The 26,827-nt window shown below is 64.4% G+C and carries 23 protein-coding genes and 5 pseudogenes; 10 read left to right on the top strand and 18 right to left on the bottom strand.

Annotated features, from left to right (window positions below; all coding sequences use genetic code 11):
* Positions 1-18: 18 nt before the first annotated feature.
* The 7 genes and pseudogenes from aceE to rng all read left to right on the top strand — a co-directional run bounded on the left by aceE (position 19) and on the right by rng (position 7,750).
* Positions 19-2,675, top strand: a pseudogene (aceE, locus tag IPK20_04315) (pyruvate dehydrogenase (acetyl-transferring), homodimeric type).
* A gap of 38 nt (positions 2,676-2,713) precedes the next feature.
* Positions 2,714-4,036, top strand: a pseudogene (gene aceF, locus IPK20_04310) (dihydrolipoyllysine-residue acetyltransferase).
* A 31-nt stretch (positions 4,037-4,067) separates the two neighbouring features.
* On the top strand, positions 4,068-4,736 hold the full coding sequence (gene nadD, locus IPK20_04305; protein MBK8016003.1) for a nicotinate-nucleotide adenylyltransferase: 669 nt from the start codon (positions 4,068-4,070) through the stop codon (positions 4,734-4,736).
* The gene (gene rsfS / locus IPK20_04300; GenBank protein MBK8016002.1) at positions 4,726-5,133 is read left to right on the top strand and encodes a ribosome silencing factor; all 408 of its coding nucleotides are present in this window, start codon (positions 4,726-4,728) and stop codon (positions 5,131-5,133) included. The genes nadD and rsfS overlap by 11 nt, the downstream gene beginning before the upstream one ends.
* Before the next feature lie 26 nt (positions 5,134-5,159).
* Complete coding sequence (gene rlmH, locus IPK20_04295; protein MBK8016001.1) at positions 5,160-5,639, top strand: 23S rRNA (pseudouridine(1915)-N(3))-methyltransferase RlmH; 480 nt, start codon at positions 5,160-5,162, stop codon at positions 5,637-5,639.
* Between the two features lie 42 nt (positions 5,640-5,681).
* Positions 5,682-6,302, top strand: a complete 621-nt coding sequence (maf, locus tag IPK20_04290; GenBank protein MBK8016000.1) for a septum formation inhibitor Maf — start codon at positions 5,682-5,684, stop codon at positions 6,300-6,302.
* On the top strand, positions 6,299-7,750 hold the full coding sequence (rng, locus tag IPK20_04285) for a ribonuclease G (protein MBK8015999.1): 1,452 nt from the start codon (positions 6,299-6,301) through the stop codon (positions 7,748-7,750). Before maf ends, rng begins: the two co-directional genes overlap by 4 nt.
* Positions 7,751-7,769: 19 nt before the next feature.
* Here rng and IPK20_04280 read toward each other — a convergent pair whose 3' ends face one another.
* From IPK20_04280 to IPK20_04250, 7 genes are all read right to left on the bottom strand, one after another.
* The gene (locus tag IPK20_04280) at positions 7,770-7,976 is read right to left on the bottom strand and encodes a cysteine-rich CWC family protein (GenBank protein MBK8015998.1); all 207 of its coding nucleotides are present in this window, start codon (positions 7,974-7,976) and stop codon (positions 7,770-7,772) included.
* A gap of 10 nt (positions 7,977-7,986) precedes the next feature.
* Positions 7,987-9,945 (bottom strand): dynamin family protein, encoded by a 1,959-nt coding sequence (locus tag IPK20_04275; GenBank protein ID MBK8015997.1) that lies wholly within the window; start codon positions 9,943-9,945, stop codon positions 7,987-7,989.
* Complete coding sequence (locus tag IPK20_04270; protein MBK8015996.1) at positions 9,942-10,247, bottom strand: DUF167 domain-containing protein; 306 nt, start codon at positions 10,245-10,247, stop codon at positions 9,942-9,944. The genes IPK20_04275 and IPK20_04270 overlap by 4 nt, the downstream gene beginning before the upstream one ends.
* Positions 10,248-10,273: 26 nt before the next feature.
* Positions 10,274-10,852, bottom strand: a complete 579-nt coding sequence (locus tag IPK20_04265) for a YggT family protein (protein MBK8015995.1) — start codon at positions 10,850-10,852, stop codon at positions 10,274-10,276.
* A gap of 3 nt (positions 10,853-10,855) precedes the next feature.
* Complete coding sequence (locus IPK20_04260; GenBank protein MBK8015994.1) at positions 10,856-11,686, bottom strand: pyrroline-5-carboxylate reductase; 831 nt, start codon at positions 11,684-11,686, stop codon at positions 10,856-10,858.
* Positions 11,687-11,769: 83 nt separating this feature from the next.
* Entirely contained in the window at positions 11,770-12,291 is a 522-nt protein-coding gene (locus tag IPK20_04255) for an SRPBCC family protein (protein ID MBK8015993.1), read from the bottom strand.
* 104 nt (positions 12,292-12,395) lie between these two features.
* A complete protein-coding gene (locus tag IPK20_04250) occupies positions 12,396-13,115 on the bottom strand; it encodes a YggS family pyridoxal phosphate-dependent enzyme (protein ID MBK8015992.1) in 720 nt (239 codons plus the stop codon).
* Between the two features lie 79 nt (positions 13,116-13,194).
* Here IPK20_04250 and IPK20_04245 point away from each other — a divergent pair.
* Together IPK20_04245 and IPK20_04240 are read left to right on the top strand one after the other, a co-directional pair.
* Positions 13,195-14,240, top strand: a pseudogene (locus IPK20_04245) (type IV pilus twitching motility protein PilT).
* 67 nt (positions 14,241-14,307) lie between these two features.
* Positions 14,308-15,444 carry a PilT/PilU family type 4a pilus ATPase gene (locus IPK20_04240; protein ID MBK8015991.1) on the top strand — a complete coding sequence of 379 codons (1,137 nt, stop codon included), beginning with the start codon at positions 14,308-14,310 and terminating at the stop codon, positions 15,442-15,444.
* Positions 15,445-15,607: 163 nt separating this feature from the next.
* On the opposite strand, the gene IPK20_04235 is transcribed toward IPK20_04240, so the two are convergent.
* The 7 genes from IPK20_04235 to IPK20_04205 form a co-directional block, all read right to left on the bottom strand.
* The gene (locus IPK20_04235) at positions 15,608-16,840 is read right to left on the bottom strand and encodes a class I SAM-dependent RNA methyltransferase (protein MBK8015990.1); all 1,233 of its coding nucleotides are present in this window, start codon (positions 16,838-16,840) and stop codon (positions 15,608-15,610) included.
* Between the two features lie 81 nt (positions 16,841-16,921).
* Complete coding sequence (locus tag IPK20_04230) at positions 16,922-18,562, bottom strand: methyl-accepting chemotaxis protein (GenBank protein MBK8015989.1); 1,641 nt, start codon at positions 18,560-18,562, stop codon at positions 16,922-16,924.
* A 97-nt stretch (positions 18,563-18,659) separates the two neighbouring features.
* Complete coding sequence (locus IPK20_04225) at positions 18,660-19,109, bottom strand: HIRAN domain-containing protein (GenBank protein MBK8015988.1); 450 nt, start codon at positions 19,107-19,109, stop codon at positions 18,660-18,662.
* Positions 19,110-19,215: 106 nt separating this feature from the next.
* Positions 19,216-19,626, bottom strand: a complete 411-nt coding sequence (locus IPK20_04220; GenBank protein ID MBK8015987.1) for a CopD family protein — start codon at positions 19,624-19,626, stop codon at positions 19,216-19,218.
* A 37-nt stretch (positions 19,627-19,663) separates the two neighbouring features.
* The gene (locus IPK20_04215; GenBank protein MBK8015986.1) at positions 19,664-20,278 is read right to left on the bottom strand and encodes an alpha/beta hydrolase; all 615 of its coding nucleotides are present in this window, start codon (positions 20,276-20,278) and stop codon (positions 19,664-19,666) included.
* Entirely contained in the window at positions 20,278-20,589 is a 312-nt protein-coding gene (locus tag IPK20_04210; protein MBK8015985.1) for a (2Fe-2S) ferredoxin domain-containing protein, read from the bottom strand. Before IPK20_04210 ends, IPK20_04215 begins: the two co-directional genes overlap by 1 nt.
* Positions 20,590-20,673: 84 nt before the next feature.
* Positions 20,674-21,744, bottom strand: a complete 1,071-nt coding sequence (locus tag IPK20_04205; protein MBK8015984.1) for a VanZ family protein — start codon at positions 21,742-21,744, stop codon at positions 20,674-20,676.
* Between the two features lie 59 nt (positions 21,745-21,803).
* On the opposite strand from IPK20_04205, the gene IPK20_04200 reads away from it, so the two are divergent.
* The gene (locus IPK20_04200; protein MBK8015983.1) at positions 21,804-22,760 is read left to right on the top strand and encodes an acetyltransferase; all 957 of its coding nucleotides are present in this window, start codon (positions 21,804-21,806) and stop codon (positions 22,758-22,760) included.
* 59 nt (positions 22,761-22,819) lie between these two features.
* Here IPK20_04200 and IPK20_04195 read toward each other — a convergent pair.
* From IPK20_04195 to IPK20_04180, 4 genes and pseudogenes are all read right to left on the bottom strand, one after another.
* Positions 22,820-23,892 (bottom strand): annotated as a pseudogene (locus IPK20_04195) (spermidine/putrescine ABC transporter substrate-binding protein).
* 43 nt (positions 23,893-23,935) lie between these two features.
* Positions 23,936-24,709: an ABC transporter permease gene (locus tag IPK20_04190; GenBank protein ID MBK8015982.1), complete on the bottom strand. Its 774-nt coding sequence runs from the start codon at positions 24,707-24,709 to the stop codon at positions 23,936-23,938.
* 1 nt (position 24,710) lies between these two features.
* Entirely contained in the window at positions 24,711-25,592 is an 882-nt protein-coding gene (locus tag IPK20_04185; GenBank protein ID MBK8015981.1) for an ABC transporter permease, read from the bottom strand.
* 60 nt (positions 25,593-25,652) lie between these two features.
* A pseudogene (locus IPK20_04180) lies at positions 25,653-26,742 on the bottom strand (ABC transporter ATP-binding protein).
* Between the last annotated feature and the right edge of the window lie 85 nt (positions 26,743-26,827).

The raw sequence follows: 26,827 nt of genomic DNA, 5'->3' as shown, positions 1-26,827 counted from the left end.
CCAACAGGATATCGATCCATGGCAGCGTTGCCCGACTACGATCCTCAAGAAACCGATGAATGGCTCGAAGCGCTCGACAGCGTTCTGCGCAACGAGGGCGTGGACAGGGCGCACTATCTGCTCGAACGCCTGATCGAGAAGGCTCGCCGTTCGGGGGCCTACCTTCCCTACAGCGCCAACACCGCCTACATCAACACGATTCCGCCGGGCAAGGAGGAACGCTCGCCCGGCGATCACGAGATCGAGCACAGGATCCGTTCCTACGTCAGGTGGAATGCCGCGGCGATGGTGCTGCGGGCCAACCAGGACACCAACGTGGGCGGCCACATCGCGAGCTTCGCCTCCGCGGCCACGCTCTACGACGTCGGCTACAACCACTTCTGGCACGCGCCGTCGGACACGCATGGTGGTGACCTGGTCTTCGTGCAGGGCCACTCGGCGCCCGGGGTCTACGCCCGCGCCTTCATGCTCGGACGTCTCAAGGAGTCCCAGCTGGAGAATTACCGCCAGGAGGTGAACGGCGAGGGGCTCTCCTCCTATCCGCATCCCTGGCTCATGCCCGACTTCTGGCAATTTCCCACGGTGTCCATGGGGCTCGGACCGATCATGGCCATCTATCAGGCCCGGTTCATGAAGTACCTCCAGGATCGCGGAATCGCGCAGACCGAAGGCAGGAAGGTCTGGTGTTTCCTGGGGGACGGCGAGTGCGACGAGCCGGAATCCATGGGAGCAATCGGTGTAGCGGCGCGCGAGCGCCTGGACAATCTGGTCTTCGTCGTGAACTGCAACCTGCAGCGCCTGGACGGTCCGGTACGCGGCAACGGCAAGATCATCCAGGAACTGGAAGCCGATTTCCGCGGCGCCGGATGGAACGTGATCAAGGTGATCTGGGGTTCCTACTGGGACCCGCTCATCGCGCGGGACACCAAGAGCCTGCTGCTGAAGCGCATGGAGGAGTGCGTCGACGGCGAATACCAGACGTTCAAGTCCAAGGATGGGGCCTACGTCCGCAAGCACTTCTTCGGCAAGTATCCGGAACTGCTGGAAATGGTGTCCAACATGACGGACGACGACATCTGGCGGTTGAACCGGGGCGGGCATGATCCGCACAAGATCTACGCCGCCTACGCGGCCGCGGTGAAGCATGCCGGCAGCCCACCGTGATCCTCGCCAAGACGATCAAGGGATACGGCATGGGCGAGGCCGGCGAGGCGCAGAACATCACCCATCAGCAGAAGAAGATGGGTACCACGTCTCTCAAGGCGTTCCGCGACCGCTTCGAGTTGTCGATCGACGATGACAAGCTCGAGAAGATCCCCTTCCTTACCTTCCCGGAAGGCTCGCCCGAGCTCGAGTACATGCGCAAGCGGCGCGAGGACCTGGGCGGGTACCTCCCCACGCGCCGCACGAAGGGCGATCCGCTCGAGGTGCCGCCCCTGTCGGCCTTCGAGTCTCTGCTGAAGAGCTCGGAGGACCGGGAGATCTCCACCACCATGGCGTTCGTGCGTATCCTCGCCACGCTGGTGCGGGACAAGAACATCGGCAAACGCGTCGTCCCCATCGTGCCGGACGAATCCCGCACGTTCGGCATGGAAGGCATGTTCCGGCAACTCGGTATCTGGTCTTCGCTCGGGCAGCTCTACACGCCTCAGGATGCCGACCAGCTGATGTTCTACAAGGAAGACAAGCACGGGCAGATCCTGCAGGAAGGCATCAACGAAGCCGGCGCCATGTCTTCGTGGATCGCGGCGGCGACGTCGTATTCCACACATGGCGTGCAGATGATTCCGTTCTTCATCTACTACTCCATGTTCGGGTTCCAGCGTGTGGGCGATCTTGCCTGGGCCGCAGGGGATCAGCGGGCGCGCGGCTTCCTGCTGGGAGGCACCGCCGGACGAACGACCCTGAACGGGGAAGGCCTGCAGCACGAAGACGGCCACAGCCACCTGATTTCGTCGACCATTCCCAACTGCGTGTCGTACGACCCGACCTTCGGATACGAGGTCGCGGTGATCGTTCAGGACGGCCTGCGCCGGATGTGTCAGGAGCAGGAGGACGTCTTCTACTACATCACCGTGATGAACGAGAACTACACCCACCCGGCGATGCCGGCCGGGGCCGAGGCCGGCATTCTCAAGGGGATGTACCTGCTTTCTGCCGCGGAGGGTGGCAAGAAAATGCCGCGTGTCCAGCTTCTGGGCAGCGGCACGATCCTGCGAGAGGTCATCGCAGGCGCGAAGATGCTGGCCGAAGAGTTCGGCGTCGCGGCCGATATCTGGAGCTGCCCCAGCTTCAACGAGTTGCGTCGCGACGGCATGGAAACCGAGCGGTGGAACCTGCTGCATCCGGAAGACAGACCGCGTGTGCCCTACGTCACGCAGTGCCTGCAGAAGCATCCCGGCCCTGCCATCGCGGCAACCGACTACATGCGCATCGTGGCCGAGCAGATCCGGCCCTATGTGGATCGCCGCTACGTGGTGTTGGGCACCGACGGATTCGGACGTTCCGACACCCGCGAGCAACTCCGCTCGTTCTTCGAGGTCGACCGCCGGTACGTCGCCATTGCCGCACTGAAGGCCCTCGCGGATGAAGGCACGATTCCGGCCGCCACGGTGACCCAGGCGATCCGCAAGTACCAGATCGACCCCGACAAACCGCAGCCCTGGCGCGTCTGAGGCTGCTGCCCCCCCTTCATTCCAGCAAAAGAGAATTCATGGGAGCCATCAAGGAAATACTGGTGCCGGACATCGGCGACTTCAAGGACGTTCCGGTCATCGAGATCCTGGTCAAGCCCGGCGACCTCGTCATGGCCGAGGACGCCCTTATCACGCTCGAATCCGACAAGGCGACGATGGAGGTTCCGACTCCGGTGGCGGGTGTCGTCAAGGAAGTGAAGGTGAAGATCGGCGACAAGGTTGCCCAGGGATCCCTGCTGATGACCGTCGAAACCGCCGATGCAGCGCAGGCGTCCGCCTCTCCTTCCCCGGCGGCTCCACCGGCAGCCCCCGCGCCGACACCCGTTGCGGCGCCTGCGCCTGCGCCTGCGTCGGCCCCCGCCCCTGCCCCAGCGGTGGCGGCCTCGGCGCCGGCCGCCGCCGTCGCGACGGTGGCCGTGGATGAAGCAGCCTTCGCACGGGCTCACGCAAGCCCCGCCATTCGCCGCTTCGCCCGCGAACTGGGGGTGGATCTGGGCAAGGTGAACGGGACGGGGCCGAAAGGGCGGATCCTCAAGGAAGACGTCCAGACGTTCGTCAAGCAGTCGCTCGCCGCCGGACCGGCGCCGGCCACAACAGGTGGCCCGGGACTGGCGCTGGGCTTGCCGGCCTGGCCCTCGGTGGATTTCGCCAAGTTCGGGCCGGTGGAAACCCAGCCCATGTCCCGGATCAAGAAGATCTCGGGGCCGGCGCTGCACCGCAACTGGGTCCACATTCCCCACATCACCCAGCAGGACGAAGCCGACATCACCGACCTGGAGGACTTCCGCAAGTCGCTGTCGGCCGAAGCGCAGAAGCAGGGTGTCAAGGTCACGCCGCTCGCGCTTATCATGAAGGCGTGCGTCTCGGCCCTGAAGGCCAACCCGTCGTTCAACAGCTCGATTGCCCCCACGCAAGACGCGCTCATCCTCAAGCGCTACTACCACATCGGCGTCGCGGTCGATACGCCCGGAGGGCTGGTCGTGCCAGTCATCCGCTATGTCGACCAGAAGGGCATCTTCCAGCTGGCCAAGGAACTGGGAGAGGTGAGCGCCCGGGCCCGCGACGGCAAGCTGGGACCTGCGGACATGCAAGGCGGGACATTCTCGATCTCGAGCCTGGGGGGCATTGGCGGCACACACTTCACGCCGATCATCAACGCCCCCGAAGTGGCGATCCTGGGCGTGTCACGGTCTGCAATGAAGCCGGTCTGGAAGGACGGCGGGTTCGTGCCACGGCTGATCCTGCCGCTGTCCTTGTCGTACGACCACCGGGCCATCGACGGTGCCGAGGGTGCAAGGTTCATCACCTATCTGAACGGCGTGCTCTCCGACATCCGGAGATTCTGCTCTGATCCGGGCGGGAACGTAACGCGTGGGTGGATCAGCGCCGGGGCCGGTCGGCATTCTCGGCGGGACCTTCGATCCCATCCACCTGGCGCATCTGCGGCTCGCCCAGGAAGCCCTGGAACGCTGCCGGCTGGCTCAGGTGCGACTTGTCCCGAGCGCGCGGCCGCCTCATCGGGACGTGCCCGGTGCCAGCGCCGAGCAAAGGCTTCGGATGGTCGAGTTGGCCATCCGCGGCAACCCCGGCCTGGCGGCCGACGATCGGGAATTGCGGCGGTCCGAGGCGAGCTTCACCATCGATACCGTTGCCAGCCTCCGCGCCGAGCTGGGGCAAGGGAGGTCTTTGTGCCTCATCCTGGGTGCCGACGCCTTCGCGCTGTTCGAGACCTGGAAGCAGTGGCGGATCCTCCTCGACCAGGTTCACGTGATCGTCGCTTGCCGCCCTGGTTACGATCCGCAGCCGGCATCACCGGTTCTGGGGAAAGAGTACCGGCGCCGGTGCATCGGCAGGCCGGAAGATCTTGAATCCTCGTCTGGCGGCCTGATCTACCCTCTTGCCATCACGGCGCTCGACATTTCGGCCAGCCGCATCCGGGAAGACCTGGCCGCCGGGACGAGTCCCCGGTATTTGCTTCCCGATTCCGTCCTCGGCTATATTGAATCCAACCATCTCTATCGGAGTCCGGATGCAGGTTGACACTCTGGCACGCGCCGCCGTCGGTGCGCTGGAAGACATCAAGGCGCGGGACATCGTGGTGCTGGATGTGCGAAAACTGACATCGCTGTTCGATACGGTCATCGTGGCGAGCGCGGATTCCGCGCGGCAGACCAAGGCGCTCTCGCGGCATGTGCAGGACGAGGCAAAGGCCTCCGGGGGTGACGTTTACGGTGTCGAAGGCGAGGAAACCGGGGAATGGGTCCTGGTCGATCTGGGCGACGTCGTCGTGCACATCATGCAGCCGGCCGTCCGGGACTACTACAACCTGGAAGAACTCTGGGGCGGACGTCGGCCCGCCTTCGGCCGACCGCCGCTGGCCGGAGATCCTGACGCCCTGGCGGCTTCCCGGCAGACCTCCATCGGCTTCTCCTCCTGACCGATTTCCGGCCGACCGCCCCGCCCATGCGCATCCGCCTCGTGGCAGTGGGTCACCGACAACCGGCCTGGGTGGAAACCGCCTTCGAGGAATACGCCAAGCGGATGCCCGCGGAAGCGCGCATCGAACTCGTCGCGATCAAGCCGGAACCTCGACCGGACGCATCGGGCGAGGCTGCCGTCGAGCGGTTGCTTGAGCGGGAGGCGCGCCGGATCGATGCGGCACTCCCCGAAGGTGTGCTGAGGGTAGTGCTGGACGAGAGGGGAAAGCAGGTCACGACGCGGGAACTTGCCGCCCTGCTCGAGCGCTGGATGAACAGCGGCCGTGATGTGGGCATGGTGATCGGCAGCGCGGATGGCCTGCATCACGCCATCAAGTCCACCGCCGATGTGACGCTATCTCTTTCTTCATTGACGCTCCCCCATGGAATGGTGAGAGTGCTTCTGGCCGAACAGCTCTACCGGGCGTTGTCCTTGTTGAAAGGGCACCCGTATCATCGCGACTGACCGGCCTTCCCCGCTCCCCTTCGGACAACAACAGGAACAGGCGTGAACACGGTATTCCGCCATATATATCTCGCTTCCCGCAGCCCGCGACGCCGCGAGGTCCTGTCCCAGATAGGGGTGCGCTTCGAGATGCTGCTGCTGCGAGATGCCTCCGGCCGGGCACTCGACGTGGACGAGACGCCGCATGCCGGGGAAACGCCCTCCGAATACGTTGTCCGACTCGCCCGCGAAAAGGCCGAAGTCGGCTGGGCCCGCATGAGTCAGCGCCGCCTGCCTCCGGCCCCCGTACTTGCTGCAGATACGACCGTGTCCATCGACGGACTGATCATGGGCAAGCCGACGGATCGCGAGGACGCGATCACCATGCTGAAGCAGTTGTCTGGCCGCACCCACGAGGTCCACACGGCGGTGGCGGTCAAGCTCGACTCGAGGCTCGAGACAGGCCTCAGCACGACGGTCGTGAAGTTCGGCACGCTGCAGGAGGAGGCCATCCGGCGCTATGCGACTACCGGAGACCCCATGGACAAGGCCGGCGCCTACGGCATCCAGGGCAAGGCTGCCGTGTTCGTCGAGTCGATCAGTGGAAGCTACACGGGAGTGATGGGACTGCCCGCTTACGAAACGGCCCGTCTGCTCGAGAGCGTCGGCATCGTGCTCCCGTGAAGGAAGAGATCCTCGTCAATGTCACGCCACAGGAGACGCGCGTTGCACTGATGCAGCAGGGCTCGGCCCAGGAACTGCACGTGGAGCGCGCGGGTTCGCGTGGATTGGTCGGAAACATCTACACGGGCGTGGTGAGCCGGGTGCTTCCCGGCATGCAGTCGGCGTTCGTGCAGATCGGCCTGGATCGCGCCGCATTCCTCCATGTCGGGGATCTCTGGGGAAGCCGCAACGGCTACGACACCCGCCCGATCGAGAAGATTCTTCACGACGGCGACCGGCTGCTGGTGCAGGTCATCAAGGACCCTATCGGCACCAAGGGCGCGCGCCTGTCCACGCAGATCAGCATCGCCGGACGCTTCCTCGTGTTCCTGCCGCAGGAGTCGCACATCGGCATCTCGCAGCGAATCGAGGACGAGGTCGAACGGGTGCAGCTGCGCGAGAAGCTGCAGCAACTCATCGCGCCGGAGCAGACGGGCGGGTTCATCATCCGCACCATGGCCGAGAGCGCGACGGATGAAGAGTTGCGGGCCGATCTCGACTATCTCCGGCGGCTGTGGGCAGGCATTCAGGAAAAGTATCGTACCCTGCCCGCGCCATCGCTTCTGTACCAGGACCTCAATCTCGCCCTGCGTGTATTGCGCGATCTGGCCACCGACAATACACAGGTGGTCCTGGTCGATTCGCGTGAAACGTTCGAGCACATGCGCGGCTTTGCCCGGGACTACGTGTTGCCCTTCGCGAATCACATCGAGCACTACACCGGCGAGCGGCCGCTGTTCGATCTTTACGGTGTCGAGGAAGAGATCGAACGCGCGCTGGCACGGAGGGTCTCTCTGAAGTCGGGCGGGTATCTCATCATCGACCAGACCGAGGCGCTGACGACGATCGACGTCAACACGGGCGGATTCGTCAACGGCCGCAGCTTCGATGACACGATCTTCAAGACGAACCTGGAAGCCGCGCAGGTGATCGCACGGCAGCTGAGGCTGCGCAATCTCGGCGGGATCATCATCGTCGACTTCATCGACATGGACAACGACACACACCGCGATGCGGTGCTCGCCGAGTTCAGGAAGGCACTCGCACCGGACCGGACGCGCATGACCATCAACGGGTTCACCGCGCTGGGGCTCGTGGAGATGACGCGCAAGCGGACGAGAGAAAGCCTCGCCCATGTGCTGTGCGAACCCTGCCCCGTCTGCCATGGCCGCGGCGAACTCAAGACGCCGCAGACGGTGTGCTACGAGATCCAGCGGGAACTGCTGCGGGAGGCCCGCCAATACGACGCGAGGGAATTCCGCATCCTGGCGTCCCAGCGCGTGATCGACATGTTCCTCGACGAGGAATCGCAGAGTCTTGCACTGCTGGAGGAATTCATCGGCAAGCCGATCCGGCTGCAGGTGGAGTCGCTCTACTCGCAGGAGCAGTTCGACGTCGTTCTCGTGTAGACCCGGCTCTTTCGTCCGGTCATCGACTCGCCGCGAGAAACGCGGCCGGGTCCGCGGCGATCTGCGAGAGGCAGTTCACGCAAAGACACCCCGCATAACGTTCTTGCAGAGCGGCCAGCACATCGCCGGCAAGTGTCACGGCCGTGCAGGCGCAGGGGGCAGCGTCTGCCATGCCGCAGTGGAAATCGGCGCCGCAGCGAGGACAGCGATCGTGCCCACGCCCCATGGACTGGTCCTCAGGCGGCATGCGGATTGCGCAGCCCCATGTCCGTCTCCGGAATTCCGCGCAGGACCGCCCGTATCTTGGCGAGCTCGGTCACCTGCCCTTGCAGGTCCCGGCGCTGCACTTCCAGCACTTCGCAGCGTTCCTTGATGGAAGACAGATCGCCGCTCACCTTGCGGATGTTCTCCACACGCCGTTCGAGCAGCTTCTGATGTTCCTTGAGCTGGGTGGACAGCGGAACGAGCGAATTACCCAGCCAGCTTTCGAAATCGGCACGCACCTGACGAAAGACCCCGCGAGCCTCCGTCACCACCTGCTCGTAGAAATTGCGGATCACCAGGAACTTGGGGAACGCCACGTTCACCGGATCGGAGCAGAAGTGTTCCGTGGCCTGCTTGAGCTGGCCCATCCGGACGACGTGCTTCTGCAGGTTGAGCTGGGGCGGGTCGAGCTTCGGAAAGCCGTGCTTCTCGTGGAATTCACGATACACGTTGTCCACGAAGTCCGTCGTCGCGTTGGCGAAATCCAGCATGCTGTTGGAGTAGCCGCCGAACTGGTCGAAAAGCGCCCGCATGCTGCGCATCAGTCCGGCGGTCGTCCAGCTACCCTCGATCGTCCGGTGGTTCTCCGAAAAGACGCGATCGAGCTCGTCGTCGGCCAGGGTCCCCAGGAGCTGATGACCTTGCCGGAGCACCGCGCCGTAGTTGTTCTTGAATGCGTCGACGTTTTCCTGGTACGCCTGCTTTTCGCCTTCCAGACGGGTCAGCATCACGCGAGCCAGTTCCCGGTTCTTTCCCGAGAGCTGCTCCAGTTCCTTCAGTTCCGTCACCGTGGAGCCGAGCGCTGCCCGCACGCCCTCGAGTGAACCGTCGACGAGGGAACCGATTTCGCGTTGCACGGCGGAACGCAGGATCTCCTGTTTCGCGGGCACGATCTCCTCCGCCAGGATCCGTTCCAGTTCGCGGATCCGGCTGCGCTCCAGCAGAACAGGATCTTCCTTCACCCTTGCCACGAGTCCCTTCTGGGCCGACAGCGCGAAGACGTGGGCCAGGGGGACGTTCAGCACTCGCGCCGTCTCCTGGATCTGCCGCTGCAGATCGGCTTCGATCTCGGCTTCGGTCTTCAGATCGTCCCACAGCAGGTCGATCTTGTTCAGCACCACCAGAGAGCGCGGCACCCGCCCCTGCACGTAGCGTTGCCACACGTCCAGGTCGCTCTTGGTGACACCCGTTTCGGTCGCCAGGAGAAATAGCACGGCGTGGCAATTGGGGATCATGCTCACGGTGAGTTCCGGTTCGGTCCCCAGCGCGTTCAATCCAGGGGTATCGAGAATGACCAGTCCGCTCTGCAGCAGCGGGTGGGGAAAGTTCACCAGGGCGTGGCGCCATGCGGGAATGTCCACCCGGGACATCCGCTTCTTGATCACCGTGGTCGTATACAGGTCGCCATCCGAAAGCAGACCGAGGTTGTTCGCTTCCTCCAGCGAAAAGCTCTTTGTCTGCGCCAGCATGCCGAAGGCCTTGACCATGCCTTCACGGTCCTGCAGGTCGAGGCGGATCTTCACCCACTCGACCGGCCGGTGCTTGAGGGAGATGATGCTTTCGTTGCGTGCGCGCGTCTCGATCGGCAGCAGGCGGATATAGGGTTCCTCGGCCGCATCGTGGTAGAGCTCGGTCGGGCACATCGTCGTCCGCCCCACGCTGGAGGGCAGCAGCCGCTGCTTGAAGCTGGAGAAGAACATGGCGTTGATGAGCTCGGACTTTCCCCGCGAGTACTCGGCAAGGAAGGCGAGCACCATCCGGTCGTTGCGCAGACTCTCGGCAAGATCGTACAGGCGCAGCGATCGCTGGATGTCCACGTGTCCGTGGCTGTCGAGCCACACGTGGTAGGCCTCGATGCCCGAACGCAATTCCTCCCGCCATTCGCGATAGCGGGTGACGAGATTCTCGAGCTGGTTGACGACTGCAGTCATGGTGTCATCAAGGTTGCGATCCGGTCCGGGGCGGCGCCGGCGATCTGGAGGCATTTTGCGCGGCTGGACTGTCCGCGAACGAGCTGGATGTTCCGTTGCGGGACCGCCAGCCGGTCTGCGAGAAACTCCACCAGGGCACGGTTCGCTTCTCCGTCCACCGGCCGCGCCGCGAGGCGGATCTTCAGCCGGCCGCCATGTTCCCCGCACACTTCCGTCCGGGATGCACCGGGCTGGACGTGCACGTCCAGCGTGATCGGACCGCTGCGCGAGTCCCCATGAAGCCAAGGCGGAATCGCGGGCATGGAACCCTGCGGCCGATCTGTCATGCTCAGGCGCCGAAGGCGGCGCGCACCGCCGCCGTCAGCCAGTTCACCGGGACCATCAACACCAGCTGGAGGACGATGATGAGCACGAGCGGCGACAAGTCCACGTTGCCGATCAGCGGCATGCGTTTCTGGATCGGCCGTACGAACGGCCGCGTGATTCCGTTCACGATCGGAGCCACCGGGCTGTACGGGGCCACCCAGGACAGCACCGCCTGCAGGATGAGCGCACCCATCAGAATGTAGATGCTCAGCCGCACGATGTTGACCGCCGCGAGGACAGCGAAGCCCAGCAATGGGACCGGCAGTTCGGGAAGGATCAGAGACTCGATCAGGCGGACAACGGTCAGCAGGATGAATTCGGTGAGCCAGGCGAGCACCAGGGTCGCGAGATCCAGACCCCCCCAGCCGGGAACGAGGCGCCGCGCCGGGCGGACGACCGGATCCGTCAGTGCGCCGACGAACTGCGAGATCTGGTTCCGGGCAGGCGCGCGAGCCACCTGGAGATAGAAGCGGATGAGCAGCGCTGCGGCGTAAAGACCGAGAATCGTGTCGACCAGGAAGATCAGAGCCTGAACGATCATGGTTCAGTCGCGTCCCAGGGCATCGCCGAGTTCCCGTGACCGCTCCGCTGCGGCGAGAATTGCCTCCACCAGATGGGCCTTGGTGTCATGGGCCTCCATGACCGACAGGGCCCTTTCCGTGGTGCCGGCCTTGGAAGTGACTCGCGCCCGAAGTACCGCCGCAGGGTCCTGGCTTGCCTCGGCCAGCTTCGCCGCTCCCAGTACGGTCTCGACGCTGAGCAGACGTCCCTGCTCGTCCGTGAACCCGAGCCGGCGGGCCGCTTCCTGCATCGCTTCGATAAGGTAGAACGCGTAGGCGGGTCCGCTCCCCGACACGGCAGTCACACCGTCCATGAGCGTCTCGTCTTCGACCCACATGACCTTGCCGATGGCCTGCAACAGGGCGTCGGCAGATTGGCGGTCGGAAGGGGGAACCTCGGGAAGAGCGTAGGCGGCGGATATGCCGGCACGGAGAAGCGCCGGGGTGTTGGGCATCACCCGGACGATGCGTCGGTGTCCCCCCAGCCAGCGCGAAAGATCGGGCGTACGGATTCCTGCAGCGATGCTCACGACCAACCGGTCCTCCAGAGAGCCGGCGATACCGGCGCACAGATCCCGAAGCTGCTGCGGCTTGACGGCGAGCACGACGCAACGGGACGCACGGACGGTTTCGGCGGCGTCCGGGCTGGTTCGGACGGAATACGTATCGGACAACCGGCCCCTGGCCGCAGGATCGACGTCGGTGGCCATGAGGTCCGCAGACTGCCAGCCGCAGCCCAGCAATCCGCCGATCATCGCGGATGCCATGTTGCCCCCACCCAAGAACCCGATACTGGAACCCATTGCCTCGATCATCCTGTAATTGGCGTTATCGGAAAAAACAACGGGAGGCTGAGCCCCCCGTTGCGTGAATCCTGCGACATTCTCCGCCGACCCGGTCAATGCGCTTCGGCGACCTTCTTCGCGTTCCCGAGGCACGCCTTGTAGAGCCCGCCCACGAGATTCATCATCGCCGCATCGTTCTGTTCCGCCGTGGGATTGTCCTTCGCCCGGCGCTTGTAGGTGGCAAGCCACACGATGCTCGTCTGACCGCCTGCCGAAACCACCCTCACCGTGGAGACGTATTCGACGATGGGCAGGGGCGAGTCGATGATCTTGTACTTGTAGCTCAAGCCGCTCTGGTCGAGGGCAAGCAGTTCCTCGGTGAAGGTGGGGCCGTCCTTGAGGGTGATCGCGCGGACGCTGCCGACATCGTTTCCGCCGCTCACGATCTCCGTCTTGACGAACGCGGGGCACCAGCTCTCGAGGGCATCCCACTTCGAGACGACCGAAAAGGCCTGCTCGGGCGAGGCGTTGACGGCGATCGATTCATAGGTGTTGAGTGTGGACCAGCCATCATCTGCCATGGCGACGCTGGAAACGAGGCCCAATGCCGCGGCAGCGAACTTCAGTGATTTCACGGTTTCTCCTCCCGTAGGTTCAAGGATTTGCCGCCCGTTCGGCGGCCGCCGACAGTATAAGGGGGTTGGCTCGGCGAGCGGCAGCCCGGTGCCTTTCGCGTCTTTCAGGTCTGCGCCGGCCTGACCCGCTCGCCAAAGATCGCCCTGCCGATTCGCACGAGGGTGGCGCCCTCCGCGACGGCGCTCTCGAGATCGTCCGACATGCCCATGGAGAGCGTGTCCAGGGGGTGATCCGGCGTGGATAGTGAATCTTGCAGCGCGCGCAGCGATGCGAACCGCCGACGTTGCAATGAAGGATCATCCGTGGGTTCCGGAATTGCCATGAGCCCGCGCAATTCCAGACCTGCAAGCGCACGGATGACGCGGGCGAGCTCGGGAGCATCCTGCGGCGGCACGCCGCTCTTGGACGATTCGCCGCTCACGTTGACCTGGATGCAGACCTGGAGAGGAGCCAGTCCGGCGGGCCGTTGCGCCGAAAGACGCTCGGCAATCCTCTCCCGCTCCACCGAGTGCACCCAGTCGAATCGTTCGGCAATGGGACGGGTCTTGTTGCTCTGGATGGGGCCGATGAAGTGCCAGACGATATCAAGGTCTGCCAGCGCATCCATCTTCGCGAGCGCCTCCTGGAGATAGCTCTCCCCGAAGTGCCTCTGATCGGCAGCATGGGCGGCGCGGATGACTTCGGCATCGAAGGTCTTCGACACGGCGATCAACTGAACGTCGCGCGGGTCGCGGCCGGCCGACCGGGCTGCGGCGCGGATCCGATCCTGCACGGCTTGCAGCCGTGCGGGCAGTCCCTCGATAATCCCCGATGACTCTCGCATGTCGTCTGCGAGATTTGGCATGTAACTCGCTTCTCCGTTCCTCTTGGCGCTACGCTTCCCGATCGCACGAGGATTATAGATGGACATCTCCGAGCTGCTTGCCTTCGTCGTCAAGAACAAGGCGTCCGACCTGCACCTCTCGGCGGGCCTCCCCCCCCGATGATCCGGGTGCACGGTGACGTGCGGCGTATCAATCTGCCGCCCATGGAGCACAAGGACGTGCACGCCATGGTCTACGACATCATGAACGACGCGCAGCGCAAGACGTACGAGGAGACCCTCGAGTGCGACTTCTCGTTCGCCATCCCGAATCTCGCGCGCTTCCGGGTCAATGCATTCGTGCAGCAGCGCGGCGCGGGCGCCGTCATGCGGACCATTCCTTCGAAGGTGCTTTCCCTCGAGGATCTGAAGGCGCCGAACATCTTCAAGGAAATCGCCAAGTATCCCCGTGGGGTCGTGCTGGTGACGGGCCCGACCGGTTCCGGCAAGTCGACCACGCTGGCGGCCATGGTCAACGACATCAACGAGAACGAGTACGGGCACATCCTCACGGTCGAGGATCCCATCGAATTCGTGCACGAGTCTAAGAAGTGCCTCATCAACCAGCGCGAGGTCGGCCCGCACACACTGTCCTTTGCCAACGCCTTGCGTTCGGCCCTGCGGGAAGACCCCGACGTGATCCTGGTCGGCGAGATGCGGGATCTCGAAACCATCCGGCTCGCGCTGACGGCAGCCGAGACGGGTCACCTGGTGTTCGGCACCCTGCACACGAGCTCCGCTGCCAAGACGATCGACCGGGTGATCGACGTGTTTCCCGCGGCGGAGAAGGAGATGGTGCGCGCGATGCTGTCCGAGTCGCTGCGAGCGGTCATCTCCCAGACGCTTCTCAAGACCCGCGAGGGCACCGGCCGGGTCGCGGCCCATGAGATCATGGTCGGCACTCCCGCCATCCGCAACCTCATCCGCGAGAACAAGGTGGCCCAGATGTACTCCGCCATCCAGACCGGCCAGCAGTTCGGCATGCAGACACTCGACCAGAATCTTCAGGGTCTGGTACAACGCGGTGTCGTGGCCGCGGCGGAGGCCCGCGGCAAGGCAGTGAACAAGGACCTGTTCCCGGGCTGAGCGCGGGAACAGGCAACGATCAACCGGACGCCGAGGCAATCGGGACGAATCTGGAGGAAAGCTGGGAATGGATCGCGATCAGGCCATCAAGTTTGTCCACGATCTGCTGCGCGCGATGGTCGCGAAGAAAGCCTCCGACCTGTTTCTGACGGCGGGCTTTCCCCCGGCGTTCAAGCTGGACGGCAAGATGACGCCCGTGTCCAGCCAGAGCCTCACGCCCATGCACACCCAGGAACTCGCCCGGGCGATCATGAACGATCGCCAAGCCGCGGAGTTCGAGAAATCCAAGGAATGCAACTTCGCGATCAACCCGCCGGGCATCGGCCGGTTCCGCGTGAATGCCTTTGTCCAGCAGGCGCGCGTGGGGCTCGTGCTGCGGACCATCAACACGTCGATTCCGCGCATCGAGGAACTCGGCCTGCCCGACACCCTGAAGGATGTGGTGATGACCAAGCGGGGACTGGTCATCGTGGTCGGGGCGACCGGCTCGGGCAAGTCGACGACACTTGCCGCGATGATCGGGTACCGCAACGAGAACAGTCAGGGTCACATCATCACCATCGAGGACCCCATCGAGTACGTGCACGAGCACCGCAACTGCCTGGTCACCCAGCGGGAGGTCGGTGTGGACACCGAATCGTGGGAAGCCGCGCTCAAGAACACGCTGCGTCAGGCGCCTGACGTCATCCTCATCGGCGAGATCCGGGAGCGCGAAACGATGGAACATGCGATCGCCTTCGCCGAGACCGGCCACCTGTGCATGGGAACCCTGCACGCCAACAGTTCCAACCAGGCGCTGGACCGCATCATCAACTTCTTCCCGGAAGAGCGCCGGGCTCAGCTGCTGATGGATCTTTCTCTCAATCTCAAGGGTATGGTCTCGCAGCGGCTCATCCCCAAGCGCGACGGCAAGGGCCGGGCGGCCGCCATCGAGATCCTGCTGAACTCGCCGCTCATTTCGGATCTCATCTTCAAGGGCGACGTTCACGAGATCAAGGAGATCATGAAGAAGTCGCGCGAGCTGGGCATGCAGACGTTCGACCAGGCCCTGTTCGATCTGTACGAAGCCGGCGCCATCAGCTACGAGGATGCGCTGCGCAATGCCGATTCCATGAACGAACTCCGCCTGGCCATCAAGCTGCAGGGGCACGAGTCCAAGGAGAAGGACATCATGTCCGGCCTGGACCACCTCAACATCGTCTGACCGCCGGTCTCCTCGGGACGCAATTCTCCCGGGTGCCGCCTCGAGAGCCCGGGACCATCGCCCGCCGGCGCTCGCCATCGCCGAACCCGGGCGGCGTGCCCTCATCGCTCGCGTCGCGCCAGCAAGGCTGCCCAGGACTCGATCGGCAATCTGCAGCAGCGTGTCAATCAGCCTGCCCTGGGGGTGGCTCTGCATCCGGACCGGGTCTGGTTTCCCTCCGAAGGGCGCCGCTCACCATGCGGTATTCGAACAGACGGCACTCGAGCGGACCGTTGAAAAGAGGGGTGCGTTTCGAGGCCTTCAGACGGATGTGACGCGGCAGTTCCAGGTCGGCGCTGAAGATGTAGGCGCGCCAGCCTGCGAAGCGCTGCTTGAGGGCGTCACCCAGCTTGGGATAGAGCGCCTGCAGGTTCTGGCGATCGCCGATACGCACGCCGTAGGGCGGATTGGCCACCAGCACGCCTGACGGCGCAGGGGCTTCACGCAATGTGGCGTCTGCGCATTCCAGCGTGACGAAGTCCAGAACGCCCGCTGCGCGCAGGTTCGTCCGGGCGGCTTCGATCGCCGCCGGATCGATGTCCGATCCGAAGATCTGCGGCCGGAACACGTTTGCCGCCCGGGACATCGCGTCAGCCCGCGCCTGCTTCCATGGTTCCGGTTCGAAGACCGACAGTTGTTCGAACCCGAATCGCCGTCCCGCCCCGGGCGCGAGGCCCAGTGCGATCTGGGCGGCCTCCGCCAGGAAGGTTCCGCCTCCACACATGGGGTCCAGGAGCGGTTCGCCGGGGTGCCAACCGGTCAACCGGAGGATCCCGGCGGCCAGGTTCTCTCGCAACGGCGCTTCCGTCACTTCCCTGCGCGATCCGCGCTTGAACAGCGCTTCGCCGGAGGTATCCAGATAGAACGTCGCCTCGCGGTCGGTCAGGAACACGTGGATCCGTACGTCGGGGCTTGCCGTATCCACGCTGGGACGCGACCCGCAATGAGCCCGGAACCTGTCGCACACGGCATCCTTGATTCGCAGCGTGATGAACTCGATGCTGCGCAGGGGGCTCGCCACGGCCGCGACGTTCACCCGGATCGTCTGCCCCACCTGAAACCAGTCCGGCCAGCCCAGTGCCGAGGCCGCACGGTAGACATCGTCCTCATCGCGATATCGTGCCCCTCCAACCCGCCACAGCACCCGGCTGGCGATGCGACTCCAGAGGTTGACGCGGTAGCAATCGGTCCATCGGCCGGCAAACGCGACCCCGCCCGGAACCACTTCGGGGCTGGCGATTCCCAGGTCGATCAGTTCGGCAGCCAGCGCTCCCTCGAGACCGCGGGGGCAGGGGCAGAAGAAGCGGTCCTCGCGGGGACCCGGTCGGGTATCGTGATTTCTTTGGCGTAGCGGCATGCCGCCATTATCGCCCGCCGGCGCTCACACGAGCGGATGGCGATTGATCCGCGTCGCGCGCGGCAGACGCAGGCCGCGGCGTCACGCGACCTTGAAATGGCCCACCGAGGAAGCCAGCACGCGGGCGCTCGAAGCCAGCGCATTGGCTTCCTGCAACGCCTCGTGACTTACACCGTTGTTCGTGGCTGCGCGGGCGGCGATATCCTCGGAGTAACGTGCCATTTCGCGGCCCGCATCCGTCTGCTGACGGATCGCACCGGCGATCTCGCTCGTGAGGGAGAGGATCTTCTGCGTGCTCTCGACGATACGGGTCATGGAAGCGGCGGCGGCCTCGACCTGCGTGACGCCATCCTGCGCCGTGGCGCTTCCCGCGCGCATCGCCTCGACGGCCCGCGTGGTGTCCGTCTGGATGGCGCTGATGACCGTGCTGATTTCGGTGGTGGCCGTTGCCGCACGTTCGGCGAGCTTGCGCACCTCGTCTGCCACCACGGCAAAACCGCGGCCTTGCTCGCCTGCGCGTGCCGCTTCGATGGCGGCATTGAGGGCCAGCAGATTGGTCTGGTCCGCGATGTCCTTGATCACCCGCACGATGCCGGTGATCTCCTGGGAACGGCTGCCGAGTGTCTGGATCGTATCCGCGGATTCCTGGACGTTGCTGGCCAGGCGCTGGATTTCGCCGGTCACTGCATGAATGTTCCTCTCTCCATCCGCCGCGCACGCTCGGGCCTGCCCCAGGACGTCCTCCGCCTCGCGGGTGCTCTCGGCGATGCAGTTGATGTTCGCGGTCATCTGTTCCACGGAAGCCGCAGTCGAGGCCGCATCGCGGCTCTGTATGGCCGAGGCGTCGTTCATGGCGCTGCACTTGTGGAGCAGCGTCGCACTGGCCGAGGTCACGTGATCGAGGCTGGAAAACACGCCCCTCATGCTGCTCTGGAAGCTGTCCATCAGCCGGTTGAACTCGTGCATGACGTCCGCGATCTCGTCGCCCCCCTCGACCGGAATGCGCCGCGACAGATCGCCGTCGGAACCCACTTCGTGCATCGTGCGGCCGAAGGTACGCAGCGCTTCGATGGGGCGGGCGATCCCGCGCATGAGGGACAGCATGACGCCCCCGATCACGACCGAGGCGATTCCCAGCGCGATGGCCATGCGCAGCGCTGTCGCGAGAAAGATGGCGTTGACGTCGTCCAGATAGATGCCGGAACCCACGATCCAGCCCCACGGCTGGTACAGCTTCACGTACGAGATCTTCTCCACTGGATCGGTGCTGCCGGGCTTCGGCCAGCTGTAACCAACGAATCCCTCTCCGTCGCGCTTCACCAGATTGACCATCTCGCGATACACGTACTTGCCATGCGGATCCTGCAGATCGGACTTGATCTGCCCCTCGAACTCAGGCTTGGTGGGATGCATGATCACGCGGTGGTCGAGATCGTGGATCCAGTAGTACTCCTTCCCGCCGTAGCGCAGTGCACGCAGCGTGTCGGCCGCGGCCTTCCTGGCTTCGTCCGGAGGCATCTTTCCCGACTGCGCCAGCCTGTCGAAGTGTGCGAGCACTCCGTAGGCGGATTCCACGATGTGCTGCGTCTTGACCTTGCGGTCCTCGATCAGTGTGCGCCGCTGCTCGAACAGCGAGATCGCGGCGATGGCGGCCACTCCGATCGCGCCAATGACCAGGAGGATGAGCAGCTTGCTGCGGATGGTGAGGTTTCTGAACGGCATGGGAGGCTCCGCGTTGAATCTGGATGCATCCTTACCGGACAAAGGACACACGCCACAGGCTTAACGTCCGCGAACGCCCCGACTTGAGCGAGGTGGCCTACCAGGCCATGAAGACGTCGATCTCGAGTTTGCGGCGGTGGTTGCGATATTTCGCGATGGAACGGATGCGGGCCTGCAAAGGCTGGCCGCGATCGATCATGCGGGCGACGTCCGCATTGTCGCTTTTCGGCAAATAACCCAGCATCCTGCCGTTCCAGGTGACGACCACGGCGTTCATGTCGTGAACGTTCGCGTCCTGCCGCACCAGATTCAACATATCGCCCACGCGCAGTGCTTCCCAGACGTCCTTGGCGTCATGATGCGCGAGACCGGCCACGAGGGAGGTCTGCAGCAGGACCCGCGCGCCGGCGGCTTCTGCGGCAGGTGCGCCCGCCGGACACAGGAAGGCCAGCGCGAGGCAGGTTTCCGCCACGAGGCTTCGCCAGCATGGCCGGCGATGCAGCGAGCGAGTTCCAGGACGCGGGCAGGGCGCCCCGGCGGAATGCATGCTCATGGGCGCGGAACCCGGCGTTGCAGACGCACGATGCGACCCTTCGTCCCCTCGGCCAGGGCCTTCTCGTCGGTCTCGATCCTTGCGGACATCTCCGCCCCGCTCAGAATGGCTTCGTGACGACCAGCAGGACGACAGCCAGCAGCAGCAGCACCGGCAACTCGTTGAACCAGCGATACCAGACGTGGGAGCGTGTGTCGGTGCCTGCCTCGAACCGCTTCAGCAATCGACCGCATCCGTGGTGGTATCCCAGCAGGACGGCCACCAGCAGCAGCTTGGCGTGCATCCAGCCCCCCCCGATTCCGAAGCCCAGCCAAAGCCACAGGCCGAGCGCGAGTGCAGGGATGGCGAGGATCGTCATGAACCGGTACAGCTTGCGGGACATGACGAGCAGTCTGGCTCGCGCGGCCTGGTCCTGCTCCAGAGCCAGGTTGACGAAGATCCTCGGCAGATAGAAGAGGCCGGCGAACCAGGACGTCACGAAGACGATATGGAAGGATTTGACCAGAAGCATGGACATGTCGATGAGTAGCGTGCGTTGGCAGGCCCCGTCAATCGGCCTCGGACCTGCAGCTGCGGATGATGCGCTGGAGCTTCAGGAGATCGCCGTGAAAGAAATGGCCTGCACCCGGGATCACCACCACGGGAAGCTTCTGCGGCCGGGCCCATGCCAGAACGTCCTGCAGGGAAACGACGTCGTCTTCCTCTCCGTGCACGACCAGCGTGTGTTCTGGCACGTCGCTCACCGGGAACCGGCCCACGGCAGGGGCGGCAAGTACCAGATGGCGAGGCGAGAGCTCGCGTGCCAGATGGGAGACGACGTAACCCCCGAAGGAGAAACCTGCCAGGGACAGCGGCAGCCCCGGGTGGAGGCCTTGCGCGAACGCTGCCAGGGCACGGAAGTCGTCCAGTTCTCCGCGCCCGTCGTCGAACACGCCCTCGCTCTCGCCCACACCCCGGAAATTGACCCGGAAGGCCACGAATCCCAGCGAGACGAACGTGCGGGCGATCGTCTGGACCACCTTGTTCTCCATGGTTCCGCCGTACAACGGGTGGGGGTGCGCAATGAGGACCATCCCCGACGGATCCGCAGCGGGCAGGGTGATGGCCGCCTCGAGCGTCCCGGCCGGTCCCGGGATGAGCTGCCGCCGCGTGCCGGCAAGCATCAGATCTTAAGACGCTCGACGACGCGCCCGTGCTGCAGATGCTCCTCGATGATCTCGTCGATGTCGCTCCGGTCGACGTACGTGTACCAGACTTCCTCGGGGTAGACGACGACGACGGGACCCTCCTCGCAGCGGTCCAGGCAGCCCGCCATGTTGATCCGCACCTTGCCCCGGCCTGCCAGTCCCAGGGACTTGATCCTGGCCTTGGCATAGTCGCGCATGTCGGACGCACCCTGGTTGGCGCAGCAGGCGCGGTTGGGATCATCCCGCTGGTTGCAACAGAAGAAAACGTGGTGTTCGTAGTAGCTCATCGCGGGGCCTTGCGCGTCGCAAAGGTTCGATTCTAAGGACTGGGACCCGCCCCGTCATGGGCGCGTGATACTCCGTGGCCCCCGTCAGCGAACGCTGCGTCCCCGTGCGGCGAGCGCTCCGATGGCAAGCAGTGGCCACAGTGCCCCCAGGACTTCGGTCGTGCCCGCGATGTTTCGCAGATGGCCCGGACGGCTTGGCGGGCCATAGCCGGAGGGGCCATAGGGATTCGCGGGCGCCGCACTCACGAGTGCCGCTGCGACGACGATGGCCGTGAAGGTGACGGAAAGAACCGACCGGAATGGCAGCCTGCAGACGACGGATCCGAGACCGACACCGGCGATCAGGCCGGCCGCATTGCCCGGCGTGAACCAGAGGACAGGATCGCGTTGTTCGAAATACAGCCAGGTCGCGCTGCTATGGACCAGAATGCCCGTCACGGACAGTGCGATGAACCATCTCCATGGACGTTTTCGCGCGAAGCAGGCGCAGAATCCGGCAACGGCGGCCAAACCCACGCAAGTGGCGGCCGCTTCGAGCAGGACGTGGTTCAGCACCGAATATTCGCCGGCGGGCATCGAAAGGATGCGGCGGAAATCGCCGAGCGCGAACAGCCAGACGTCCGGTCTGAACTGCAGGAAGAGCCAATAGGCAAGCAGGACGAGGGCGGCATCTCCGGCGATCCCCTCCGCAACCTCGTTCTCGCGCCACCGGCCGAGCGCGGAATGTCTCGTGCCGGGGACGTTCCATGCCAGGCCCAGCCAGGCCCCCACGATGCCTCCCACCGTGTTGCAGAAAACATCCAGCCCCGACGTCACGCGAGACGGGAGCGTGCCCTGAAAGACCTCGAGAGCGAAGGACAGCGCGCCCGCCATGACCATCGCCAGTCCCGCCGCGCGCACCGGACCCAAGCGGTGGCGCAGCCACCAAGTGAGGAGCCCCCCCACCGGCACGTAGGCCAGCACGTTGGCGATGACGTCGGAGTAGGTGTAGTACCGCGGCCACTCTCCCAGTTGCAGCCAGAGGAGCTGCCGATCGGGCAGACGCCAGCCGGACAGGGGATAGGCGCTGGCGATGATCACCACAACGACGTAACCTACCGTCGCAGCAGCGATCAACGCGGACCGGCGCGAGGCCGAATGCAGGACGGTCGACATGACGTGGCCGACAAGGAGCGGAGAGTCGCGCCGAGTCTGGAGAACGCCCCGGTACGATCATGAAATTCTATGACATCTTCAATGGCGACGCGGATGGTCTTTGCGCGCTTCGTCAACTGCGGCTGGTCGGTCCGCGGGACAGCATTCTGGTCACGGGACCGAAACGCGACATCCGCCTGCTCGACCGCGTCGAGGCTGGCCCCGCCGACGTTCTGACCGTGCTGGATATCTCCATGGCCCGCAATGCCGGAGGCTTGCAGCGTGCTCTTGCGTCCGGGGCGACGGTGACCTGGTTCGATCACCATCATCCCGGGGAAGTGCCGCGGCACGAGCGGCTTCAGGCGCACATCGATACGGATCCCTCGGTATGCACCAGTCTTCTGGTCGATCGCCATCTGGACGGCCGGGCCCGCGCATGGGCCATCGTGGGAGCCTTCGGGGACAACCTGGGAACGCCGGCGCAGGTGCTCGCGAGCGCCTGTGGATACACCGGCAAGAGGACCGCCCTGCTGCAAAGGCTCGGCCGTTGTCTCAACTACAACGCCTACGGCGACACGGAATCGGACCTGCTCTTTCCTCCGCACGCCCTGTACGAGCGGCTGGCGCGTTACGCGGATCCGGAAGTCTTCGCGTTGGAGGACGATGCGTTTCCGGCGCTGGAAGAGGCGATGACGGCAGATCTGGACAGAGCCCTCGCCGTGCGGCCGATGATGGAAGGCATAGCGGCGGCGGTCTTCGAACTCCCTGACGACGCCTGGAGCCGCAGGGTCACCGGCACGTTTGCGAACCACGTGACCCGGTCGAATCCGGACCGGGCGCATGCCATCTTGACCCCCTCGCACGGCAGGGTCACCGTCAGTATCCGGGCGCCCGCAAATCGTCCGTCCGGCGCTGACGAACTGGCCCGCCGCTTCGAAGGCGGGGGTGGTCGGGAGGCAGCGGCAGGCATCGATCATCTGGCACCGGGCCGGGTACCGGAGTTCGTCGAGGCGTTCCTGGCGGCTTACACAGGATAGTGTCCGAAAGCGGCGACGGGCCCCTGAGGGCCCGTCGCCGTTCGGTGCGCCGTTCAGGACTACTTGACCTTCACTTCGGTCCAGAGCTTGTTGAGACCACGGCGTTGTTTCGCTCCCAGGTCCTTCAGCATCTCCAGTGTCTTGGCGCCCGCAGGATCGGGAAAGACGGCCTTGTTCTGCTTGATCTGAGGCTTGATGAACTGCTGGGCATCCTGATTCGGATTGCCGGAACCGATCATGTTGGTGAGGTCGGCGGAATTGCGTCCTTCCAGCATGAAGTTGATGAACATGTGCGCGAGATCCGGCCTCGTCGCGCTCTTGTGGATGACCATGGAATCCAGCGCGAGCACCGCCCCTTCCTTCGGCAGTGCGTGGACGATCCGGAACTTGCGTTTGGCCGCCTGGGCATCCAGATCGGCCTGGAACATATCGTTCGAGTAGCCATGGGCAATCCAGATGTTGCCCAGGGTGAGTTCCTTGATGTAGCTCGATGCATTGAAGGCGGCCCAGTACGGCTTCGCCTTCAGGATGACGGCCTTCGCTTCCTGCAGATGCTTCTCGTCGGTGTCGTTCACCGAATAGCCCAGGTACTTCAGCGCGGCGCCGAAGAGTTCCCGCTGGCTGTCGAGGACGGTCACCTTGCCCTGATCTTCGCGAGAATCGCCGGGTCGAAGATGGTGGCCCAGGAATCGACCGGAACGCCTGCTTCCCTGATCCTGGCGTCGTTGTAGCCCATGAGGGTGATCGACATGGCGTACGGCACGGAGAACTTGTTGCCCGGATCGAACGCGGTGTCGAGATACTGGGGCATGACGTTCTTGAGGTTGGGCAGCTTCGAGTGATCGAGCGGCTGCAGCGCCTGCATCTTGATCAGTGCCTCGACGGCATTCATGGTGGGCACCATGACGTCGTATCCCTTGCCGCCCGCCTGGAGCTTGGCGATCAGCTCGTCGTTGTCGGAATAGTAGGTCTGCTTGACCTTGCACTTGCACACGCCCTCGAACCGTTTCACGGTCTCCTCGGACATGTAGTTGTTCCAGTTGTACAGATGCAGCACGTCCTCGGCGGCGGCCACACCCGCGCCTGCCGCCAGTCCGGCGAGCGTGCCCAGCAACGCGATCAGCTTTTTCATCACGGGTTCCCTCGGGAGGTTGTAGGTCCACGGACGCCCATTCTCATTCTCCTCGCAATGCGCCGGGCGACAGGCGGCTTGCGATGACGATCAGTATCAACGTCACCAGCATCAGCAACGTGGACACTGCGTTCACCTCCGGAGTGACAGCGATCTTGATCATCGAGTAGATCTGCAGCGGCAGCGTCGTGGCGTCCACGCCGGCCGTGAAGAACGTGATCACGAAATCGTCGATCGACAGCGTGAAGGCCATCAATGCACCGGCGATGATGCCCGGCATGATCAGCGGCAGAGTCACCAGGCGGAACGCCTGCAACGGCGTGGCGCCCAGATCCCGGGCAGCCTCCGTCAGGCTTTCGTCCATGCCTGCCAGGCGCGAACGCACGACGATCGCGACGAACCCGACGCAGAACGCGATGTGGGACAGGATGATCGACACCAGTCCCAGGGTGACGTTCAGCATCACGAAGAAGATCAGCAGGCTCACGCCCATGAGGATCTCGGGGATGGCAATGGGAGTGACGACCAGAACGGGCAGCAGCCGCAGCCGGTAGCGATACATGGCGTAACCCGCCAGGGTGCCCAGAACCGTCGATACGGCGCTCGACACCAGCCCGATGATGAGGGAGTTGCCGGCTGCCGTGAGCATCTGCTCGTCGTGAAACAGCACGTCGTACCAGTGCCACGTGAATCCGACCCACTCCGCATTCAGCCGGGAATCGTTGAAGGAATAGACGATGACGATCAGGAGCGGAATGTAGAGGAACGCGTAGGTCAGCGCCGCTGCGATCCAGAGTCCCCACGGTTTGCGTGTCACGTCAGAACCTCTGCCGCCGGGCGATCCACGCTGCACCCGCCGCGAACAGGATCGCCGCCGCTGTGAGGACGATGGACAGCACCGAGCCGAACGGCCAGTCGCGAGCGTCGTAGAACTGCTGCTTGATGAGGTTGCCGATCAGGATGCCGTCGGTGCCGCCCAGGATGTCCGGGATGGCGAAGATGCCCAAGGCGGGGATGAACACCAGCGCGGCGCCGGCATACACGCCCGGGAGGGACAGGGGGAAGGTGATGCGCCAGAAGCGGGCCCACTGTCCGGCGCCCAGGTCCTGCGCGGCATCCAGCAGCGCAGGATCGTGCTTCTCCAGGTTCGCGTAGAGCGGCAGGACCATGAACGGCAGGTGGACGTAGACGAGTCCCACGAGCACGGCCACCGGCGAGAACAGCAGCGGGACGGGATCGCCGCCCAACAGGCCGATCACGCCATTGACGGTCTTGGCAAACGCGGACTGGGGGCCCAGGATGATCATCCACGCGTAGACCCGGATGAGGAAGTTGCTCCAGAAAGGCAGGATCACCAGCAGGACCAGCACGTCGCGATACTTCTTCGGGCTGCGCGCGATCATGAGCGCGAGCGGGTAGGCGGCCGCGAGGCACAGCAGCGTGGTGATCGTGGCGTAGACGAAGGATTTGAAGAAGAGCTCGAGGTAGATCGGGTCGTCGACGAAGCGCTGGTAGCTCTCGATCGTCAATCCGGCCAGTTCGTCGGGATCGCCCGTTCCGAAGAGCGGCGCCAGTCCACCGAACTCCCCGGGATAGCGGAAGGACGCCACCACCATGATCAGGGACGGGATGGCGAAGAAGACGAGGAGATACAGCAGGGGCGGGCCGCTGACGAGCCATCTTTGCACGGACGGTTTCATCGCCGGCCCGCCGTCGGGTGGGGACTCCTCGCACCGGCAACGCTCGAGCGCATCGGCCGTTCAGCCGTGAAGATAGTGTCCGGCATCGTCACGCCAGGCGATCTGCACGGCGTCGCCCGGTTCGAAGAACTTCGAGGATCGTCCAACCGCATTGTTGGGAAGCATCACTTCCACCCGGCGGCCGCCCTCGACCTCCACGATGTAAAGGGTGACGTCGCCCGTGTACAGGTAGTCGAACACCTTCCCCTGAAACCGGTTCGCGCAGTCGGCGGCAGGCAGTTCCCGGCCGATCGAGATCTTCTCCGGCCGCAGTGCCAGCGTCCCCTTCGCTCCCGCGGCCGCACCGTTCGAGCCCGAGCTCACCACCTGCCCGAGTCCCGGCACTTCGAGGCGCAAGCCGTTGCCCTCGAACGATTCGACAGTGCATTCGAACAGGTTGCACTCGCCGATGAAATCGGCCACGAAGCGGTTGCGCGGCGACCCGTAGATCACCGCCGGCTCGTCGAGCTGCTCGACACGGCCCTTGTTCATGACCGCGATGCGGTGCGACAGGGCCAGCGCTTCTTCCTGGTCGTGGGTGACGTACACGAAGGTGATCCCGATCTCCTTCTGCAGCGTGATCAGCTCGAGCTGCATGCGTTCGCGCAGCTTGGCATCGAGAGCGGCGAGCGGTTCGTCGAGAAGGAGCAGCTTCGGGCGGTTGATCAGCGCGCGGGCCACGGCCACACGGCTGGCGCTGGCCCCCTGAAAGTTCGTTCGGATATCGCTTGTCCATCCCCGAAAGGGATACGTCTTCCAGGGCCTCCTTCACCCGTCCTTCGATCTCGCCGGGCGGGCACTTGCTCATGCGGAGCGGGAAAGCGATGTTCTGCGCCACCGTCATGTGCGGGAACAGCGCATAGCTCTGGAAGACGGTGTGGACGTTCCGGTCCTCCGGCGGGACGCCGGCCATGTCCCGTCCGTCGATGACGATGCTGCCCCCATCGGGGGAGTCGAAACCGGCGACCATCCGCAACAGCGTGGTCTTGCCGCAACCGGAAGGTCCGAGGAGGGTGAAGAACTCGCCGGCATTGATGGCGAGGCTGACGTTGTCCACGGCGACGAAGTCGCCGAAGCGTCTGGTGACGTTCCGGATCTCTAGGAGGGCCATTACGATGCGGCGCAAAAAAGCCGGCGCATTGTAGCAAAGCAGCCTCGCAGAAGGTCCCGATTTTCAATGGAAAAGCCGGATTTCC

It is taken from the genome of Betaproteobacteria bacterium, assembly GCA_016713305.1.
Taxonomy (GTDB): domain Bacteria; phylum Pseudomonadota; class Gammaproteobacteria; order Burkholderiales.
Note: the sequence above shows the minus strand (reverse complement) of the source record. Positions and strands in the feature narration are given on the sequence as shown.

What these genes read in the sequence shown, in the direction of transcription:
- rsfS (MBK8016002.1), top strand. Translation starts at nt 4,726, where the DNA reads ATGCAGGTTGACACTCTGGCACGCGCCGCCGTCGGTGCGCTGGAAGAC.
- rlmH (MBK8016001.1), top strand. Translation starts at nt 5,160, where the DNA reads ATGCGCATCCGCCTCGTGGCAGTGGGTCACCGACAACCGGCCTGGGTG.
- IPK20_04280 (MBK8015998.1), bottom strand. Translation starts at nt 7,976, where the DNA reads ATGGGGCGTGGGCACGATCGCTGTCCTCGCTGCGGCGCCGATTTCCAC.
- IPK20_04275 (MBK8015997.1), bottom strand. Translation starts at nt 9,945, where the DNA reads ATGACTGCAGTCGTCAACCAGCTCGAGAATCTCGTCACCCGCTATCGC.
- IPK20_04270 (MBK8015996.1), bottom strand. Translation starts at nt 10,247, where the DNA reads ATGCCCGCGATTCCGCCTTGGCTTCATGGGGACTCGCGCAGCGGTCCG.
- IPK20_04265 (MBK8015995.1), bottom strand. Translation starts at nt 10,852, where the DNA reads ATGATCGTTCAGGCTCTGATCTTCCTGGTCGACACGATTCTCGGTCTT.
- IPK20_04260 (MBK8015994.1), bottom strand. Translation starts at nt 11,686, where the DNA reads ATGATCGAGGCAATGGGTTCCAGTATCGGGTTCTTGGGTGGGGGCAAC.
- IPK20_04250 (MBK8015992.1), bottom strand. Translation starts at nt 13,115, where the DNA reads ATGCGAGAGTCATCGGGGATTATCGAGGGACTGCCCGCACGGCTGCAA.
- IPK20_04240 (MBK8015991.1), top strand. Translation starts at nt 14,308, where the DNA reads ATGGATCGCGATCAGGCCATCAAGTTTGTCCACGATCTGCTGCGCGCG.
- IPK20_04235 (MBK8015990.1), bottom strand. Translation starts at nt 16,840, where the DNA reads ATGCCGCTACGCCAAAGAAATCACGATACCCGACCGGGTCCCCGCGAG.
- IPK20_04230 (MBK8015989.1), bottom strand. Translation starts at nt 18,562, where the DNA reads ATGCCGTTCAGAAACCTCACCATCCGCAGCAAGCTGCTCATCCTCCTG.
- IPK20_04225 (MBK8015988.1), bottom strand. Translation starts at nt 19,109, where the DNA reads ATGCATTCCGCCGGGGCGCCCTGCCCGCGTCCTGGAACTCGCTCGCTG.
- IPK20_04220 (MBK8015987.1), bottom strand. Translation starts at nt 19,626, where the DNA reads ATGCTTCTGGTCAAATCCTTCCATATCGTCTTCGTGACGTCCTGGTTC.
- IPK20_04215 (MBK8015986.1), bottom strand. Translation starts at nt 20,278, where the DNA reads ATGCTTGCCGGCACGCGGCGGCAGCTCATCCCGGGACCGGCCGGGACG.
- IPK20_04210 (MBK8015985.1), bottom strand. Translation starts at nt 20,589, where the DNA reads ATGAGCTACTACGAACACCACGTTTTCTTCTGTTGCAACCAGCGGGAT.
- IPK20_04205 (MBK8015984.1), bottom strand. Translation starts at nt 21,744, where the DNA reads ATGTCGACCGTCCTGCATTCGGCCTCGCGCCGGTCCGCGTTGATCGCT.
- IPK20_04200 (MBK8015983.1), top strand. Translation starts at nt 21,804, where the DNA reads ATGAAATTCTATGACATCTTCAATGGCGACGCGGATGGTCTTTGCGCG.
- IPK20_04185 (MBK8015981.1), bottom strand. Translation starts at nt 25,592, where the DNA reads ATGAAACCGTCCGTGCAAAGATGGCTCGTCAGCGGCCCGCCCCTGCTG.